This window comes from Paenirhodobacter sp., assembly GCF_050177655.1.
In the GTDB taxonomy this organism is placed as follows: domain Bacteria; phylum Pseudomonadota; class Alphaproteobacteria; order Rhodobacterales; family Rhodobacteraceae; genus Rhodobacter.
Map to the genome: position 1 here is coordinate 12,763 of NZ_JBFXGV010000029.1, position 15,116 is coordinate 27,878.

The 15,116-nt window shown below is 63.5% G+C and carries 18 protein-coding genes; 14 read left to right on the forward strand and 4 right to left on the reverse strand.

The features are described from left to right. Positions 1-12 precede the first annotated feature (12 nt). The 14 genes from AB7U46_RS11275 (at position 13) to AB7U46_RS11340 (ending at position 11,202) form a co-directional block, all read left to right on the forward strand. Positions 13-534 carry a hypothetical protein gene (locus AB7U46_RS11275; protein ID WP_428337072.1) on the forward strand — a complete coding sequence of 174 codons (522 nt, stop codon included), beginning with the start codon at positions 13-15 and terminating at the stop codon, positions 532-534. Next, the gene (locus AB7U46_RS11280) at positions 531-1,001 is read left to right on the forward strand and encodes a phage baseplate assembly protein V (protein WP_428337073.1); all 471 of its coding nucleotides are present in this window, start codon (positions 531-533) and stop codon (positions 999-1,001) included. The genes AB7U46_RS11275 and AB7U46_RS11280 overlap by 4 nt, the downstream gene beginning before the upstream one ends. Next, on the forward strand, positions 998-1,351 hold the full coding sequence (locus AB7U46_RS11285) for a GPW/gp25 family protein (protein WP_428337074.1): 354 nt from the start codon (positions 998-1,000) through the stop codon (positions 1,349-1,351). Before AB7U46_RS11280 ends, AB7U46_RS11285 begins: the two co-directional genes overlap by 4 nt. Further along, a complete protein-coding gene (locus AB7U46_RS11290) occupies positions 1,348-2,235 on the forward strand; it encodes a baseplate assembly protein (RefSeq protein ID WP_428337075.1) in 888 nt (295 codons plus the stop codon). Before AB7U46_RS11285 ends, AB7U46_RS11290 begins: the two co-directional genes overlap by 4 nt. Beyond that, a complete protein-coding gene (locus tag AB7U46_RS11295; protein ID WP_428337076.1) occupies positions 2,232-2,789 on the forward strand; it encodes a phage tail protein I in 558 nt (185 codons plus the stop codon). The genes AB7U46_RS11290 and AB7U46_RS11295 overlap by 4 nt, the downstream gene beginning before the upstream one ends. After that, entirely contained in the window at positions 2,789-3,823 is a 1,035-nt protein-coding gene (locus tag AB7U46_RS11300) for a pyocin knob domain-containing protein (RefSeq protein WP_428337077.1), read from the forward strand. The genes AB7U46_RS11295 and AB7U46_RS11300 overlap by 1 nt, the downstream gene beginning before the upstream one ends. Before the next feature lie 8 nt (positions 3,824-3,831). Further along, complete coding sequence (locus AB7U46_RS11305) at positions 3,832-4,395, forward strand: hypothetical protein (RefSeq protein WP_428337078.1); 564 nt, start codon at positions 3,832-3,834, stop codon at positions 4,393-4,395. Between the two features lie 13 nt (positions 4,396-4,408). Further along, positions 4,409-5,581, forward strand: a complete 1,173-nt coding sequence (locus AB7U46_RS11310; protein ID WP_428337079.1) for a phage tail sheath subtilisin-like domain-containing protein — start codon at positions 4,409-4,411, stop codon at positions 5,579-5,581. Positions 5,582-5,594: 13 nt separating this feature from the next. Continuing rightward, positions 5,595-6,101 carry a phage major tail tube protein gene (locus tag AB7U46_RS11315; protein ID WP_428337080.1) on the forward strand — a complete coding sequence of 169 codons (507 nt, stop codon included), beginning with the start codon at positions 5,595-5,597 and terminating at the stop codon, positions 6,099-6,101. A 12-nt stretch (positions 6,102-6,113) separates the two neighbouring features. Then, a complete protein-coding gene (locus AB7U46_RS11320; RefSeq protein WP_428337081.1) occupies positions 6,114-6,371 on the forward strand; it encodes a phage tail assembly protein in 258 nt (85 codons plus the stop codon). Positions 6,372-6,507: 136 nt separating this feature from the next. Further along, positions 6,508-9,579, forward strand: a complete 3,072-nt coding sequence (locus AB7U46_RS11325; RefSeq protein ID WP_428337082.1) for a phage tail tape measure protein — start codon at positions 6,508-6,510, stop codon at positions 9,577-9,579. Next, positions 9,572-10,027, forward strand: a complete 456-nt coding sequence (locus AB7U46_RS11330) for a phage tail protein (RefSeq protein ID WP_428337083.1) — start codon at positions 9,572-9,574, stop codon at positions 10,025-10,027. The genes AB7U46_RS11325 and AB7U46_RS11330 overlap by 8 nt, the downstream gene beginning before the upstream one ends. After that, positions 10,024-10,227, forward strand: a complete 204-nt coding sequence (locus tag AB7U46_RS11335) for a tail protein X (RefSeq protein ID WP_428337084.1) — start codon at positions 10,024-10,026, stop codon at positions 10,225-10,227. Before AB7U46_RS11330 ends, AB7U46_RS11335 begins: the two co-directional genes overlap by 4 nt. 3 nt (positions 10,228-10,230) lie before the next feature. Continuing rightward, positions 10,231-11,202: a contractile injection system protein, VgrG/Pvc8 family gene (locus tag AB7U46_RS11340; protein ID WP_428337085.1), complete on the forward strand. Its 972-nt coding sequence runs from the start codon at positions 10,231-10,233 to the stop codon at positions 11,200-11,202. 77 nt (positions 11,203-11,279) lie between these two features. Here AB7U46_RS11340 and AB7U46_RS11345 read toward each other — a convergent pair whose 3' ends face one another. Genes AB7U46_RS11345 through AB7U46_RS11360 form a run of 4 tightly spaced genes read right to left on the reverse strand, consistent with a single transcriptional unit; the run spans position 11,280 to position 15,100 of the window. After that, a complete protein-coding gene (locus AB7U46_RS11345; protein ID WP_428337086.1) occupies positions 11,280-12,611 on the reverse strand; it encodes a glutamine synthetase family protein in 1,332 nt (443 codons plus the stop codon). Positions 12,612-12,615: 4 nt separating this feature from the next. After that, positions 12,616-13,443: an ABC transporter permease gene (locus AB7U46_RS11350; RefSeq protein ID WP_428337105.1), complete on the reverse strand. Its 828-nt coding sequence runs from the start codon at positions 13,441-13,443 to the stop codon at positions 12,616-12,618. Positions 13,444-13,448: 5 nt separating this feature from the next. Then, a complete protein-coding gene (locus AB7U46_RS11355) occupies positions 13,449-14,330 on the reverse strand; it encodes an ABC transporter permease (protein WP_428337087.1) in 882 nt (293 codons plus the stop codon). Between the two features lie 50 nt (positions 14,331-14,380). Beyond that, complete coding sequence (locus AB7U46_RS11360; protein ID WP_428337088.1) at positions 14,381-15,100, reverse strand: transporter substrate-binding domain-containing protein; 720 nt, start codon at positions 15,098-15,100, stop codon at positions 14,381-14,383. Positions 15,101-15,116 lie beyond the last annotated feature (16 nt).

Genomic DNA, 15,116 nt, shown 5'->3' on the forward strand with positions numbered 1-15,116 from the left:
GCGGGGGTATCCATGCATCTGCGCACCAGATTTATTTCAGAAGTGGCGCTCCGAATGAGCGCGACGCTGCCTGAGGCGATGGTCAGCGCATGGGGGGACGTGCATCCGACGGCCGCGATCGAGGCGCTTTCGTTCAAATCGACCGGCGGGATCCTCCAGGAACGCGACGCGGATTGGGAGTTGGTCTCCAATCTGACGGGCTATCTGCGCCTCGAACTGAGGGCGGATGCGATCGATGCGCTGCCCGTCGAGCTCCTGATCGCGAACCTCGTCGGCGACACCGTGCTTCTCCCGTTCGAGATGGTGGGGAGCGGTGCATTGACTGAGCGCGCCCGTTTTACCCTCGCTGAGCTGCGCGACACCGTGCGCGATACGCAGGTCGTCAGCTCGATGCGTTTCGCGGTCGATGGCGTCATCGCTCGGCGAGCCGAAGCTGTGCAACGCCCGGAGATCATGATCTCGCGCGCGCCGAATGTGGGGGTTGATCATGCCCAGGATTACGCTGCCCTCAGCAGCGAAGGGGCATTGAAATGAGCCGCTTCGCCGAAGCCGAAAATGACCGGCGGATCTCCAACATTGCGCAGGCGGGGGTGATCGAGCAGGTTGACTACAGCAACCCGCCGCGTGCTCGCGTTCGCATTGGTGAACTGCTCACCGGGTGGGTGCGCATGGGGACATCCAGGGCGGGTGATGCGCACCAGTCGTGGGGTTACAGCGTCGGCGAGGAGGTGCTCGTCGTCGCCACTTCCGGAGATCTCGCCCAAGGTGTGATCGTCTGCGCGATTTCGAATGGCACGAATGCCGCGCAAGCCGCCGCCGAAACCTACCGGGCCGTCTATCCTGGCGGCGTCATCATCGAGATCGCCGGCGGATCCGTGAATATCACGGCGCCCGGCAATGTCGTGGTCAACGGTGACGTGATCGCCGATGGCATCAGCCTGAAGACCCACGTTCATGGGGGCATCGTCCCGGGCCCTGCGGACACCGGAGAACCGAAATGAGCTGGGCCGGGATGAGCAAATCCGACGGCAGCGCGCTCGATGGCATTGGTCACCTGCGGCAGTCCGTTATCGACATCCTCACCACCCCGATCGGGTCGCGGGTGATGAAGCGCGATTACGGGTCGCAGCTGTTCGACCTGATCGACCAGAACCTGACGCAACTGACGATCGCGCAGATCTATGCGGCGACGGTCGAGGCTCTGCGCGATTGGGAGCCGCGCTTGCGCGTCACGAAAGTGCTCGCCACCGCGACGAATGAAGACCTCGAAGGCGGACAGATCAGCCTGACCATTTACGGCGAATACCTCCCTGACGGGCAGGAAATCATGCTCGACGGGATTGTGCTATGAGCCGGTTTGCGAAGATCAATCTCTCCGAGCTGCCCGCTCCCGACGTGATCGAGACGCTCGATTACGATGTTGTTCTCAACGATGCGATCACACGCCTCGTCGAGCTCATGCCTGAGGTCGAGGAAGCGCTCGCGCTTGAAAGCGAACCGCTGCGAAAACTTCTCGAGCTGCTCAGCTATGTGGTGCTGCTCCTGCGTGCTCGGATCAACGATGCCGCTCGTGGTGCGATGCTGGCAACTGCAACCGGTGCAGACCTCGAAAACCTTGCTGCGCTGTTTGGCACCTCGCGGCTCCTTATCGCGGAGGCGACTGAGGACGCCGCCGCGATTTACGAAGACGATGATGCTCTGCGTGCGCGCACTCAGCTTGCGCCCGAGGCCTACACCACCGCAGGCAGCGTCGGAGCCTATGAATACCACGCCCGCAGCGCGTCGCCCTTGGTGCGGGACGTGTCGGTCACCTCGCCGCAACCCGGCAGTGTGCTCGTCACGATACTCTCGACCGATGAGGCCGGGATGCCGACAGATGCCCTTCTGGAAACGGTGCATGGCGCGCTGAATGCAGAGGAGGTGCGGCCGCTCTGCGACGACGTCATCGTTAGCGCACCGATGATCGTCACCTATGCGGTCGCCGCGACGCTGGAAATCGCAAGCGGCCCGGACAGAGATCTCGTGCTCGCGCGCGCGCGCCGCAAGCTCACCGCCTACCTCGATAGCGTGCATATGCTTGGCGGAACTGTGGCCGTCTCCGGCATCATGGCGGCGTTGCACCAGGCCGGAGTGACCCGTGTCGTGCTGACCTCCCCGATCGCGGATATCGAAACCGATGTGACCGCCGCACCGCTTTGCAGTGGCTCCACGATCAGCGCCACGGAGGCCGCATGACGCTCCTGCCTCCCAACGCCACGCCGCTCGAACGTGCACTTGAAACCTTGATCACGTCGCTGCTTGACCTCGAAACTCCCTTGGCCGCGCTCTGGTCGCCATCCGAATGCCCGGCTGATCTTCTGCCGTATCTAGCCTGGGCGCTTTCGGTCGACGACTGGAATTCGGATTGGACGGATGGGCGCAAGCGCGCGGTCATCGCTGCGGCGATCGAGATCCAGCGGCACAAGGGCACACCTTGGGCCATCAAACGCACCCTGGCCGTGCTTGGCTTCGGATCGGCGCAACTGGTCGAGCACTACGGCGCAAATCTGTTCGACGGATCAGTGACATACGATGGGTCTGAGATCTTCGCACCCGAGGATCACTGGGCCGAATACCGGCTGGTGTTGGATCAGCCGATCACGATTGCGCGCGCCGAGAAGCTGCGTCGCATTCTCGAAACCGTGGCGCCCGCGCGCTGCCATCTGAAGGCGCTCGATTTCACGCGCGCTATCAACATCTACGACGGCTCGATCTTCTACGATGGAACCTTCAGCTATGGGGTCGCTTGATGTCCAATCTGCCTGAAACAGACGTTTTTCCCGAAGGCATCTATCAGATCGAAACCACCGATCCCGTCGTGGGCGGCGCCCCCAACGAGGATACCGGCGCGGGCCTCGCGAATATCCCGGCCCAGCAACTGGCGAAGAGAACCCGTTGGCTGCGGAACCGCGTCGATGCGTTGCTCAACACTGTCGTTGCCGCCTCCACCGCCGTGGCGGGCCTCGTCAAACTGAACACCGCGACCAACTCGACGAGCACCACGACAGCCGCGACGCCGAGTGCAGTCAAGGCTGCCAATGACAACGCCGAGACCAGAGCGCTGAAGACGACGACGATCACCGCGGGAGGGCTCGCAACCGGTGGCGGAAACCTGTCCGGAAACCGCACCATCACGGTGACCGCCGCGACGGATGCAGAAGGCGCTGATGGCATTGCCACCGGCGTGGCCATGACGCCGAAAAGCACTCGTGCAGCGCTGAGCTCGATTGGCCTTGCGACAGCGTCTGCCCCGCTCGTCAACGCGCTGACGGATATCAATATCTCCGGCGTCTATCGGATCACAGATCCCGCTGGGGCGCCCGCCGGGGTCGCCGGGCGCATGCTCGTGGAGCACTGGGCAGGTCAGCACAGTGCGAGTGCGGTGCAGACCATGATTGAGATCGACGGTGTGCGGTCCTGGCGGCGGCGAAAGACGAATGATGTGTGGGGATCCTGGGATCAGATGACCTCGGCGGCACAGTTCGGCGCTGTGCTCAATACCTACGGATATCAGATGCTCCCGAGCGGTCTGATTATTCAATGGGGGCTAGGGCAGACATCGGACACCGGAACACCTGCAACGATCACCTTTCCGGTCGCATTTCCGACACGCGTCAACAGGATCATCGCCACCGCGAATGCGGCCAACTACACGGCTGCCACCCACGCGATCATCGGCACGAGCGTCGCGGATTGGACGCCGACGAGCTTCAAGGCGTCAGCGCTCAACCATATGGGGGAATTCGTGACGACGAACTTCTTCTACTTCGCAACCGGATGCTGAGGAGATCGATGATGTTCTATTCACATAGCGCGAAAGGCTTTTTTTCGGCCGATGTGCACATCACCATCCCGGATGACGCGATCGAGATTGATAGCGAAACCCATGCGGCCCTGCTCGCCGGCGTCAACTGCGGTCGGGTGATAGAGGTGGTCGACGGTGTTCCGGTTCTTGCGGCGATCGACCCCGCGTTGCAGCTCGATCAACTGCGATCTGCGGCGCAGGCAGAGCTGCGCGGGGCACTCGACAACCTGCTGCGGGGTTACACGTCAGGCGTTCTGGCGGAGGAGATCGCCGGCTGGGGCACGAAGGCTGCGGCCGCGAGGGCGCATCTCGGCGGGGAGACGCAGGCGGTGATCCTCGCCGAAGCGGCACAGACCGGAGAGGATGACATGGCGCTCGCATCGCTGATCGTCGAGATGGCGGAGCAGTATCTTGCGGTGATCTCCACGGCCACTGGCCTGCGTCGAGCCACCCGCGATGCAATCGCGCAGGCGTCCACACCTGCCGAAATCGAGGCAGCAATCACCAATGCGATGAGCGCGATCTCCGCGCTTGCCCCGCCGAACACCTGAAAGGAGAGCAATCATGGCCGAACAGTTTCTGCATGGCGTGGAGGTCGTCGAAATCGACACCGGCACGCGCCCCATCACCACGGTGCGATCGTCCGTCATCGGGCTGATCGGCACTGCGCCGGATGCCGATGCGAGCAAATTCCCGCTGAATACGCCGGTTCTGGTCGCCGGCAAACGGGCTGATGCGAGTGGCCTCGGGACGGCGGGCACGCTGGCCGCGGCGATCGATGACATCTTCGATCAGGCCGGTGCGGTGATCGTCCTGGTCCGTGTGGCCGAGGGGGCCGACGAAGCCGAAACGATCAGCAACATCATCGGCGGTATCGATGACCTGACCGGGCAGCCCGAGGGCGTGCAGGCGTTTGTCGCTGCCGAAAGCGTTCTGGGCGTCACGCCCCGCATTCTGATTGCGCCGGAATTCACGCAGGTGCAGGCGGTGGTTTCGGAGATGATCGCGATCGCCACCAAGCTGCGCGCGGTGATCATCGCGGACGGCCCCAATACGACCGACGCGGCCGCGATCACCTATCGCACCCAGTTCGGGTCGGATCGCGTGTATCTGGTCGATCCCTGGGTGAAGGTATGGGACACCGTTACCGATGCAGAGATCGTGCGCCCGGCGTCGGGGAGGGTCGCTGGTCTGATCGCCAAGTCGGACGCCGAGCGCGGCTTCTGGCACTCGCCGTCGAACCGCGAGATCACCGGTATCGTCGGCACCGCGCGCGCCATCGACTTCTCGCTCGGAGATGCCACCGCGCGCGCCAATCTGCTCAATGAGCAGGAAGTGGCCACGATCATCAACCGTGATGGCTATCGGCTGTGGGGCAACCGCAGCTGTTCGAGCGATGCCAAATGGGCCTTCATCAAGCGCCGCCGCGTCGCCGACATGATCAACGAGAGCATCATGCAGGCGCACTTCTGGGCCGTCGACCGCAACGCAGACCGCACCTATTTCGAAGACGTCGTCGAAGGCGTGAACGCCTATGGTCGGCACCTCGTCGCCGTGGGGGCGCTGGTGGATTTCAAGTGCTGGGCCAACCAGGATCTGAACACCGCAGAGGAGCTCGAAGCCGGGCGCGTCTACTTCGACTATGACTGGGTGGAGACGCCGACCGCCGAGCACATCACTTTCCGTTCCATGATCAACAACGGCTACCTCACCGAGGTGCTGCCGAACGTCGCCTGAGGAGGGCTGAGAGATGCGTGACATCCTGAAATACATCGGCGTCTTCGTCGACGGCTACGGCTATGCCGGGCTGGCAACCTCGGCGAAGGTGCCGAAGATCGAGATCGCCGTGCGCGAATACAAGGCGGCCGGCATGTCCGGCCCGATCGAGGTGCGCATGGCGCGGCTCGCCAACGTCTTGAGCTGCGAGCTGACGTTCGAGGGCTTCGACCCGCACCTCTATGAAACCCTCAGCATCGGCGAAGGCGCGTCGATCCCGCTCACCGTCAAGGGGTCTGCGGAAGATGCCGACGGCGCCACGCATGCCCACAAGATCACCATGCGCGGCTTCGCGAAGGTGATCGACGAGGGCGAGTGGAAAGAGGGCGAGGGCGTGCCGCTCAAGCTCGAGATCAGCCTGCGCTACTACAAGCGCGAGCGCGACGGCGTCGAGCTCTACGAGATCGACCAGGAAAACATGGTGTTCAAGGTCAAGGGCAAAGACCTGCTCGCAGAACACCGCGCCAACATTTCCCGCTAAGGAGAAACGGACATGGACACGGTTACCCTGAAATACCCCGTGAAATTTCAAGGCGAAGAGGTGACTTCGCTCACGATCCGGCGGCCGAAGATGCGCGATCTGAAGAAGATGCAGGGCATCAAGGACGAGATGGAAAAGGCGATGACGCTGATCGCCGACCTCGCCGAGGTGGATCCGAAATTCGTCGGCGAACTCGATCCCGACGACTTCAAGGTGCTCTCCGACAAGGTGGGGGAGTATATGGGCGCATCGGCGGATCAGACCCCGTAAGGTTCCTGCCGATCGCCCTGTTCATGGGGCGCCACTTCCACTGGCAGCCGTCGGAAATCGACGACATGCCGGTGGAGGAGCTGCTCGAAGCCTTCGAGAGAGCGACGCATTATCTTGAGCTGGAGGCGCGCGCGCAATGAGCACTACTTCCGTTGGCGTCGATGTCCTGATCTCGCTGGCCAACAAGATCACAGCGCCGTTGCGCGACGCCGAAAAGGCGGTGGCGGCGGCTTCGGAGCGGATGAACAAGCGCCTTCAGCTTTCGATGAAACTCGCAGGTGGAGGTGCGGCAGCCTCGGGCATTGCCTGGGGTGCGCAGCGTCTCGTCACCGGGTTTACCGACAGCATCAGGGAGGTGGAGCGCGCAAAAGGCGAGCTCGCGACACTCGGCGTCAAGGATCTCGACGCAGTCGTGAGCAAGGGGCGGGAGATGCAGACCAGGTTGGCCGGTATCACCGCCGGCGCCTTCGTGCGCGCCTCCTACGACATCAAGTCCGGCATCGCGTCGCTCACCGACGAGGGCGTTGCAGAGATGACCGCCTCGGCGATGATCGTCGCCAAGGCCACCAAGGGGCAGGCCGAACAGATGACGAGCCTGTTTGCGACGTCTTACGGGATCTTCAAGAAGCAGATGTCCGACCTGACCGACGCGCAATTCGGTGAACAGTTCGGCGCGTCCCTTGCCGCATCGGTGCAGCAGTTCAAGACCGACGGCGGCAAGATGCAGCAGGCGATCGAGAGCGCCGGTGCCGGTGCGGTCCAGCTTGGCATGAAGATGACCGAGGAAATGGCTCTGCTTGGGATGATGCAGCAGCAGATGCAGGCGGGCGAGGCGGGCACCGCTTTGAGAGCATTCGCGACGAACGCGGCCAAGGCTCACGAAGAATTCGGCAAGATGAAGGTGACGTTGGACCACCCCGTCAGGGTGCGTATCCTCGACGAAAATGGCCAGCTGCGGGAGATGCCCGCCATCCTTTCTGATCTCAAGGCGCGCTATGGCGATACGCTTAACGCATTCGAAAGCGCGGAAATCCAGAAGGCGTTCGGAACCGAAGAGGCGATGAAGCTGATCAAGGCGCTGTATGGTCAGGAGGAGGCCGTGCGCGCCAATGCGGAGGCGCTTGGAGACGCTGCGGCCAAAGGGAACGCCTTTACTGAAACGATGGCCCGGGCCGCCGACAGCAACTGGGATGCGGCGATGATGCTGATGGCGCAGAAGGTGGATGTCCTGCGCCAGAAAATCGGTGAACGCCTGCTACCGGTCGTCGAGCGGATTGCACCGGTGATCGACGCCTTTCTCGATCGGGTCTTCCGCTGGATCGACGCAAATCCTGGGCTTGTCACCGCCATCGGCGCTGTGGTTGCCGGTCTGGGCGCAATCGCGGCAGTTTCGGCGCCAATCCTCTTCGGCCTTTCCGCCCTGGTGAGCACATGGTCCGCGCTGAGCTTTGGCGCTCTGAAATTTGGCCTCGCCATGGTGCAGATTGTCAATCCGATCGGCTTGGTTCGGGGGGCGCTGACCCTGCTGCGTGTCGCCCTGTTGGCAACAGGTATTGGGGCGGCAATCGCGGGCATCGCTCTCGCCGGTGTCTGGATCTACAACAACTGGGCTGGCCTCACGTCGTTCTTCCGCGCCTTCGGTCAGGCCTTCATGGCTGCGCTTGGCCCCGCACGGCCCATTGTGGAGGGGGTCGGAACGGCAATTTCCGGCCTCTTTGGCTGGGTGAAGCGGCTGATCGGCCCCTTGGACGCAAGCGCCGCGCAATGGGTTTCCTGGGGGGCATCTGTCGGGGCTTTCGTCGGAGGCGCGCTCTCGTCCGTGGTGAACTTCGTGCAGGGGGTCATCGGATGGTTCGCCGATATCCCTGTGCTTGACTGGTCCGTCGTCATCCATGCGTTCACCTGGGACAACGTCCTGAAGGTGCTCAACTGGGTCAGCTACCTTTCGCCCTTGCGCTGGCTGGAATTCATCCCCGGCTTCAGCTGGTCCGGCGTGATCCATGCCTTCACCTGGGCGAACGTCCTGAAGGTGCTCAACTGGGCAAGTTACCTTTCTCCCCTGCGCTGGATGGAGTTCATCCCCGGCTTCAGTTGGCATGATGTCATCGGTCTGCTCGACATCAGCCGTTGGTTCAATTTCAAGTGGTCGGATGTCCTTCCGAGCTGGAACTGGTCAGACATCATCCCGGATATGCCGGATCTGGGAGGCTTGTTCGGCGATGCTGGCGACGCGCTTGATCAGCGTCTGGAAAACCGCGCCAAGAGCATGTTCGGGCAGTGGGATCGCGGCGTGGAGCTGGTCGAGCAATACCGCGCCGGGATAATCGGCCTCGCCGATGTGCAGGCCGAGCTTGAGGCCGAGGTCGCCAGCGGAGAGGGACAGCTCTTCCCGGGCGGCGATGTCGACAAGGCCCGGGAGATGTTGGATCTGCTTCATCAGATCAAGGGCACAGAGGCGGCCGCCCCGCAAGTGATCGACAACCCGGAAACCCTGCTCGCGGCGTCGAAGGCGGCCGAGCAGCTTCTGGCGGAATTCCCGCGGATCACGACAGCGGCGAACGAAGTTCTGAAGGCCGTTCAGGGCGTGTTCGGCCAAATGTCGGCATCACTATCCGGCATGGACTTTACCGCTGAAGGCGCGCGTCTTGTCACCTCGATCGCCGCCGGAATGCGCGCTCAGCTCGGTGTTGTGAAGGCCGCTGCGGAGGCCGTGGCCTCAACGATCCGGGGGGCGTTGCCCGGAAACGCGAAGGTCAATGTCGCCGTGTCAGGTGCCGGCGCAGCGGCGACCAGTGCACCCGCGAAGGTGCAGGCACGCGCCTCTGGTGGTGCGTTCAATCCGGGGTGGCTTCTGACCGGTGAGAATGGTCCGGAATTGCGATACGCAACAGAAGGCGGCTACATCGCGCACAATGGCGCCTTGAGGGGCATGCTTGATCTGGCAATGCGTGCTCGCGCAGTCGTGCGCTCGATCTCCTCCCCTACGCCGGCAAGCAGCGCCCAGGTGCCGTCCATCGCGACCGTGGCAACAGCCTCGGCAGGGCATGCAGGGCGGCAGATCAGTTTCGCACCGCAATATTCCATGAGCATGACGATCAACGGCAGCTCTGGGAGCGACGCGGAGAAGATCCGCGCCCTCGTTCAGCGCGAGCTGCAGGCGGCGCAAGATCGTGCCATGTCTGATCTGAGGAGGCAGATGCATGACTAAGGTGATGATGATGCTCGGGCCTTATCCGTTCATGCTGGACACGGCCGCCTATCAGCAGCTGCGCCGCTCGACGAGCTACAGGTGGGCTGAGCAGGCGCGCATCGGGCGCAAGCCGGCTCAGCAATATGTCGGGGCCGGATCTGACGAAATCACGCTTGAAGGCGAGATCCTACCGCACTGGAAGGGTGGCTATAGTCAGGTTGCCCTGATGCGTGCCCAAGGTGCGATCGGCAAGCCGCTCATTCTGCTCGAAGGCTATGGTGGCGTGGTGCTTGGTCAGTATGTCATCACAAAGATCGACGAGACGAAGTCAGAGCTCCTGGCCGATGGTGCCCCGCGGCTCATCAATTTCTCTGTGACACTCAAGGAATACGGCGCGGACAATGGAGGGCTCGGTGCGCTTTCGACCGGGCTCGCCGCGCTCTCCGCGCTTGCGAGGCTGGTATGAAGTATCGAACCAAGGATGGCGACGTCCTCGACGCAATCTGCCTTGCGCACTATGGCTCGAATGCTCATGTCCCGGCCGTTCTGGAGGCGAACCGGGGATTGGCGGCGCTCGGGGCGGTCATGCCTTCCGGCATCGTCATCGAGCTTCCGGCCGTCGAGGACGCAACCGATGTCGTCGCGACCGTGCGGCTCTGGGATTGATCGATGACGCCGGATTTCAAGATCGTCGCCGCCGGGGTGAACATCACCTCTCAGATCAAGGGCCGTCTGCTTTCTCTTTCAGTGAGCGACGAGGCCGGAACGAAGTCGGATCAGGTCGAGATCACGCTCGACGATCGTGGTGGGGCTGTAGAGCTGCCAGTTCCCGGTGCGCTGCTCGTGGTTGCGATGGGCTACAAGGAGACATTCCTGTTTCCGATGGGCGCGTTCACTGCCGACGAGGTAACGATGAGCGGCCCTCCGGATCAGATTGTGATCCGCGGCAAGGCCGCCGCACTTGGTGGAGACCTGAAGGATCAGAAAACGCGGGCTTGGGACAAGAAGACGATCGGGCAGATCGTCGCGACGATCGCCGGAGAGCACAAGCTGCAAGCCAAGGTGAGCGATGCCTTCAAGTCGATATTGATAGAGCACATCGACCAGACCGAAGAGAGTGACATGAATTTCCTGCTGCGGCTTGGGGAGGAGCACGACGCGCTCGCGACGGTGAAAGGGCAGACGCTCCTGTTCATCGGTAAAGGAGAGGGGAAAACGGCAAGCGGTATCGACATGGTTCCGCAGGTGGTCACGCTGAGTGGCAGTTTGCGATGGTCCGCTACATTGGCGACGCGGGGCGCCTACAGCTCAGCCGAAGCTCATTGGCACAACGCGCAGACCGGAAAGCGCGAGAAGGTTGTCGCCGGTAAGGGAAGCCCAGTGCGCAAGCTGCGCCACCCATACTGCACCGAAGCTGAGGCGAAGCGCGCGGCAGAGGCAGAGCTTGGCCGTTGCGCTCGCGGGAACGACAGCTTCAGTGTGAGCTTGGTCGGGAACCCTCTCATCGCCGCCGAAGGCCGCGTCATGGCTGTAGGGTTCAGACCGGGCGTCTCTGGCCTCTGGTCGATCAAGTCCGTCCGCCACCAGATCGACGCAGGCGGTTTCGTGACCAGTATTGAAGCTGAAAAGCCGAAGGCGTGAGAAACGTCCATTCCAGCGAAGCGCGTTCCGCGTTCCAGAATATTTTGGTCCCGTCCAGCAGCGGGGGCGGCGCCCCCTCAGACGGTGTCGAGATAAAGCTCGGTCTGCTCCTGATCGGAGAGCTCGGCCATGTAGTGGATCTCCTGCCGCTTCGTCATCAGGAAGTTCTCGACCAGCTCCGCCTCGAAGATGCGCCGCACCAGCGGGCATTCGGCGAAGCGGTTGATCGCGAGGTTCCAGGTCGCGGGCAGCTGCGGCAGGCTTTGCGCATAGGCGTTGCCCTTGATCGGGTCGTCGGGGGTCATGCCGTCCTCGATCCCGATCAGCGCGGCGCCGAGGATCGCGGCGATCATCAGATAGGGGTTCACGTCGCCCCCGGCCACGCGATGCTCGATCCGCCGCGCCGCCGGGCCCGAGGCCGGGATGCGCAGCGCCGCGGTGCGGTTCTCATAGGCCCAGCCGATGCCGGTGGGCGCATGGGCATTGGGCACCAGCCGGTCATAGCTGTTCTCGTGCGGCGCGAAGATCAGCGTCGAGCCGGGCAGCGCGGCGAGACAGCCGGCGACCGCCGAGCGCAGCGCCGGCGAGCCCTTCTCCGAGCCGTCGTTGAAGATGTTCTTCCCCGCCGCATCGAGGATCGAGAAATGCGTGTGCATCCCGTTGCCCGACCAGATGTCATAGGGCTTCGCCATGAACGACGCGGCGAAACCGTGGCTGCGCGCCAGCCCCTTCACCAGCATCTTGAAAAGCCAGGCGTCGTCCGCCGCCTTCAGCGGGTCGGCCTGGTGCATCATGTTGATCTCGAACTGGCCCGGCCCCGCCTCGGAAATCGCGGTGTCGGCGGGGATGTCCATCTCCTCGCAGGCCTCGTAGAGCGCGGTGAAGAAGGCGTCGAACGCGTCGAGCGCGCGCAGGCTCAGCGTTTCGCCGCCGGTGCGCCGCTTGCCCGAGCGGGGGGAGGGCGGCACGCGCAGCTTGGTGCCGCTGTCGTCGATCAGGAAGAATTCGAGCTCGGTCGCGACCACCGCGGTCAGCCCCCGCGCCTTGTAGCGGTCGACGACGCGCGCGAGCGCCTGGCGCGGATCGCCGGCATAGGGGCGGCCGTCCATGTGGAACATCCAGATCGGCAAAAGCGCGGTCGGCGCCGAAAGCCAGGGCATCGGCATGAAGCCGCGCTCGGTGGGCATCAGGAGACCGTCGCAATCGCCGGTCTCGAAGACGAGGGGGCTGTCCTCGATGTCCTCGCCCCAGATGTCGAGGTTGAGCACCGAGAACGGGAATCGCGTTCCGTCGGTGAACACCTTGCTCGTGAACCTTGCGGGTATGCGCTTACCCCGTGCCACCCCGTTGAGGTCCGCCGCAGCCACGCGAATGGTGCGCACCTCGGGGTGCTCCTTCAGCCAGTCCATTTCCTCACCTGATGATTTGCGGCCTGACCTTGAGTTTGGGGCGCATCGCGCCCGGAAGATGCCGGTTCAGGCGGCGGTTGATCACCCCGAATACCGTGATGAGCGTGACCGTCAGGCAGATGAAGTAGAAGGCCGCGATCGGGTAGGGGATGAATGGGTTGAAGGTCTTGTCCGCGAAATATTTCGCGTAATAAAGCGCGTCGCCGCGTTGCTGGAACGCCGGGAAGCCCGAGAAGAAGACGAGCGTCGTGGCATGCACGAGGAAGATCGCCTCGTTCGTATAGGCGGGCCAGGCAAGGCGCAGCGTGGTGGGCCAGAGCACCCGGCGGAACTTCGTCCAGCCGGTCATGCCATAGGCGTCGGCCGCCTCGATATCGCCCTTCGGCACCGACATCAGCGCGCCGTAGAAGATCTCGGCGGCATAGGCCGAGGTATTGAGGAAAAGCACGAAGAGCGCGCCGGCCCAGGCCGAGGTCGTCCAGTCGGTCGGCACGATCAGGCCCCAGAGGTCGAAGCCGGTTTTGGGCAGCAGCACCAGCGCCTCATAGGCGAGGAAGAACTGGATGAAGAGCGGCGAGCCGCGGAACACGAAGATGAACCATTCCGCGGGCTTGCGGATCAGCGCGCTGGGCGCGGCCTTCGCCAGCGCGAGGGCATTGGCGAAGAAGAAGCCGAAGGCGAGCGCGAGCACGCCGAAATAGAGGTTCCAGATCAGACCGGAGCCGATCAGCGTGAACTCGTGGCAGAGCGTGATCTCGCCGCGCGGCAGCAGCCGCTCGCCGAAGCCGAGCGAGCGGAACGCATAGGCGGAGACGATCTCGGGGCAGGTCATCTCGGTCATGCGCCGGCCTTCCGCATCGCTTCGCCGGCCATCGTGGCCTGGCCGCGGGCGAGCCGCGTGGTGAGCTTGCCCAGGAAATATTCCGAAATCTTCGTCATCCCGAGGTAATAGAGCAGCAGCACGAGGAAATACCACACCCGCCAGTCGGGGTGCGGATAGGCATAGAAGCCCGACTTCGTAGCGCCAAGCTCGCGCGCCCAATAGACGATATCCTCGATGCCGAGCAGGAAGAGGAGCGGCGTCGCCTTCACCAGGATCAGCCAGAGGTTTGACAGCCCGGGCAGCGCATAGCTCCACATCTGCGGGATCAGGATGCGCCGGCGCACCTGCGCGGGGGTCATGCCATAGGCCTCGGCGGTCTCGAGCTGGGCGCGCGGCACCGCGTTCATCGCGCCGTAAAGCACGTTCGCGGCAAAGGCGCCGAAGACGATCGCGAAGGCGACGACGGCGAGCACGAAACCATAGACCTCATGCCAGATCTGCGGCGTGGTCGAGAGCGGCAGCTTCGCCGCGGCGCAGACGGTGAACTCGCCGTCATGCCAGGGCGACTGGCCGGTCGAGGGGCAGAGCACCTTCGAGCGCAGATATTCGAGCCCCTGGTCCATCGCGACCGGCACGAAGAGGAAGAAGATGATGTCGGGCACGCCGCGCACCATCGCGGTGTAACCCTTGCCGAGCCAGCGCAGCGGCGCGAAATGCGCCCGCGCCGCGATGGCTCCGGCAAAGCCGAAGGCGAGCGCCACCGGCGCCACGATCACCATCAGCGCAATCACGGTCAGGAAGGAGCCATAGAACAGGAACTGCTTGCCCGTGGTCAGGTAGCACAGCAGCCAGGCTAGGCCGTCGAGTTGTGAGGGATCGGCGCAGGATGCGAACATGGCATGGCACGGGCGGAGGGGGAAACCCGCTCCGCCCGCTCCCTTTCAGATCAGAAACCGGCGGTTTCGTCGCCGAACCACTTGTGGATCAGCGCGTTGAGCGAGCCATCGGCCTTCATCGCCTCGATCACCTTGTCGAACTTCGCCTTCAGCTCGGTGTCCGACTTGCGCAGGCCCATGCCGACGCCGCCGCCCAGCGCGACATCCGCGCCGACCCACTGCAGGCCGCTGTCTTCGGTGACGAAGGCCTTGAGCGGATCCTTGTCGGCGAAGACCGCATCGGCCTCCCCGTTCTTCACCGCGGCGACGGTGTCGTCGAGCGTGGCGAATTCGAGCAGCGTCGCGCCCGATTTGGCGACGTAATCGGCCTGGATCGTGCCGACCTGCGCCGCGACCACGCCCTTGAGGTCGGCGTCGGGCTTCAGCGCGGCATAGGAGGAGGGCGCCGGCGGGTAATAGGCTTCGGTGAAGTCGATCACCTGCTTGCGCTCGTCGGTGATGCTCATGCCGGCCATGATCGTGTCATAGTTGCCGGAAACGAGGTTCGGGATGATGCTGTCCCATTCGTTGGTGACCCAGGTGCATTTCACCTCGGCCTTCTCGCACAGGATGTCGCCCAGCTCGCGCTCGAACCCGTCGACCTCACCCTTGTCGTTGATGAAGTTGTAGGGAGGGTAGGCGCCCTCGGTGCCCATGCGCACCACGTCCTGCGCAAATGCCGTGCCGGCCGAAAGGGCCAGCGCCGCGGCGGTGAGGATCAGCTTGTTCATCGAAGTCTCCACTGTT

Bases quoted from the DNA above. Each gene is read 5' to 3' on its own strand.
- AB7U46_RS11275 (WP_428337072.1), top strand. From the start codon at position 13: ATGCATCTGCGCACCAGATTTATTTCAGAAGTGGCGCTCCGAATGAGC.
- AB7U46_RS11280 (WP_428337073.1), top strand. From the start codon at position 531: ATGAGCCGCTTCGCCGAAGCCGAAAATGACCGGCGGATCTCCAACATT.
- AB7U46_RS11285 (WP_428337074.1), top strand. From the start codon at position 998: ATGAGCTGGGCCGGGATGAGCAAATCCGACGGCAGCGCGCTCGATGGC.
- AB7U46_RS11290 (WP_428337075.1), top strand. From the start codon at position 1,348: ATGAGCCGGTTTGCGAAGATCAATCTCTCCGAGCTGCCCGCTCCCGAC.
- AB7U46_RS11295 (WP_428337076.1), top strand. From the start codon at position 2,232: ATGACGCTCCTGCCTCCCAACGCCACGCCGCTCGAACGTGCACTTGAA.
- AB7U46_RS11300 (WP_428337077.1), top strand. From the start codon at position 2,789: ATGTCCAATCTGCCTGAAACAGACGTTTTTCCCGAAGGCATCTATCAG.
- AB7U46_RS11305 (WP_428337078.1), top strand. From the start codon at position 3,832: ATGATGTTCTATTCACATAGCGCGAAAGGCTTTTTTTCGGCCGATGTG.
- AB7U46_RS11310 (WP_428337079.1), top strand. From the start codon at position 4,409: ATGGCCGAACAGTTTCTGCATGGCGTGGAGGTCGTCGAAATCGACACC.
- AB7U46_RS11315 (WP_428337080.1), top strand. From the start codon at position 5,595: ATGCGTGACATCCTGAAATACATCGGCGTCTTCGTCGACGGCTACGGC.
- AB7U46_RS11320 (WP_428337081.1), top strand. From the start codon at position 6,114: ATGGACACGGTTACCCTGAAATACCCCGTGAAATTTCAAGGCGAAGAG.
- AB7U46_RS11325 (WP_428337082.1), top strand. From the start codon at position 6,508: ATGAGCACTACTTCCGTTGGCGTCGATGTCCTGATCTCGCTGGCCAAC.
- AB7U46_RS11330 (WP_428337083.1), top strand. From the start codon at position 9,572: ATGACTAAGGTGATGATGATGCTCGGGCCTTATCCGTTCATGCTGGAC.
- AB7U46_RS11335 (WP_428337084.1), top strand. From the start codon at position 10,024: ATGAAGTATCGAACCAAGGATGGCGACGTCCTCGACGCAATCTGCCTT.
- AB7U46_RS11340 (WP_428337085.1), top strand. From the start codon at position 10,231: ATGACGCCGGATTTCAAGATCGTCGCCGCCGGGGTGAACATCACCTCT.
- AB7U46_RS11345 (WP_428337086.1), bottom strand. From the start codon at position 12,611: ATGGACTGGCTGAAGGAGCACCCCGAGGTGCGCACCATTCGCGTGGCT.
- AB7U46_RS11350 (WP_428337105.1), bottom strand. From the start codon at position 13,443: ATGACCTGCCCCGAGATCGTCTCCGCCTATGCGTTCCGCTCGCTCGGC.
- AB7U46_RS11355 (WP_428337087.1), bottom strand. From the start codon at position 14,330: ATGTTCGCATCCTGCGCCGATCCCTCACAACTCGACGGCCTAGCCTGG.
- AB7U46_RS11360 (WP_428337088.1), bottom strand. From the start codon at position 15,100: ATGAACAAGCTGATCCTCACCGCCGCGGCGCTGGCCCTTTCGGCCGGC.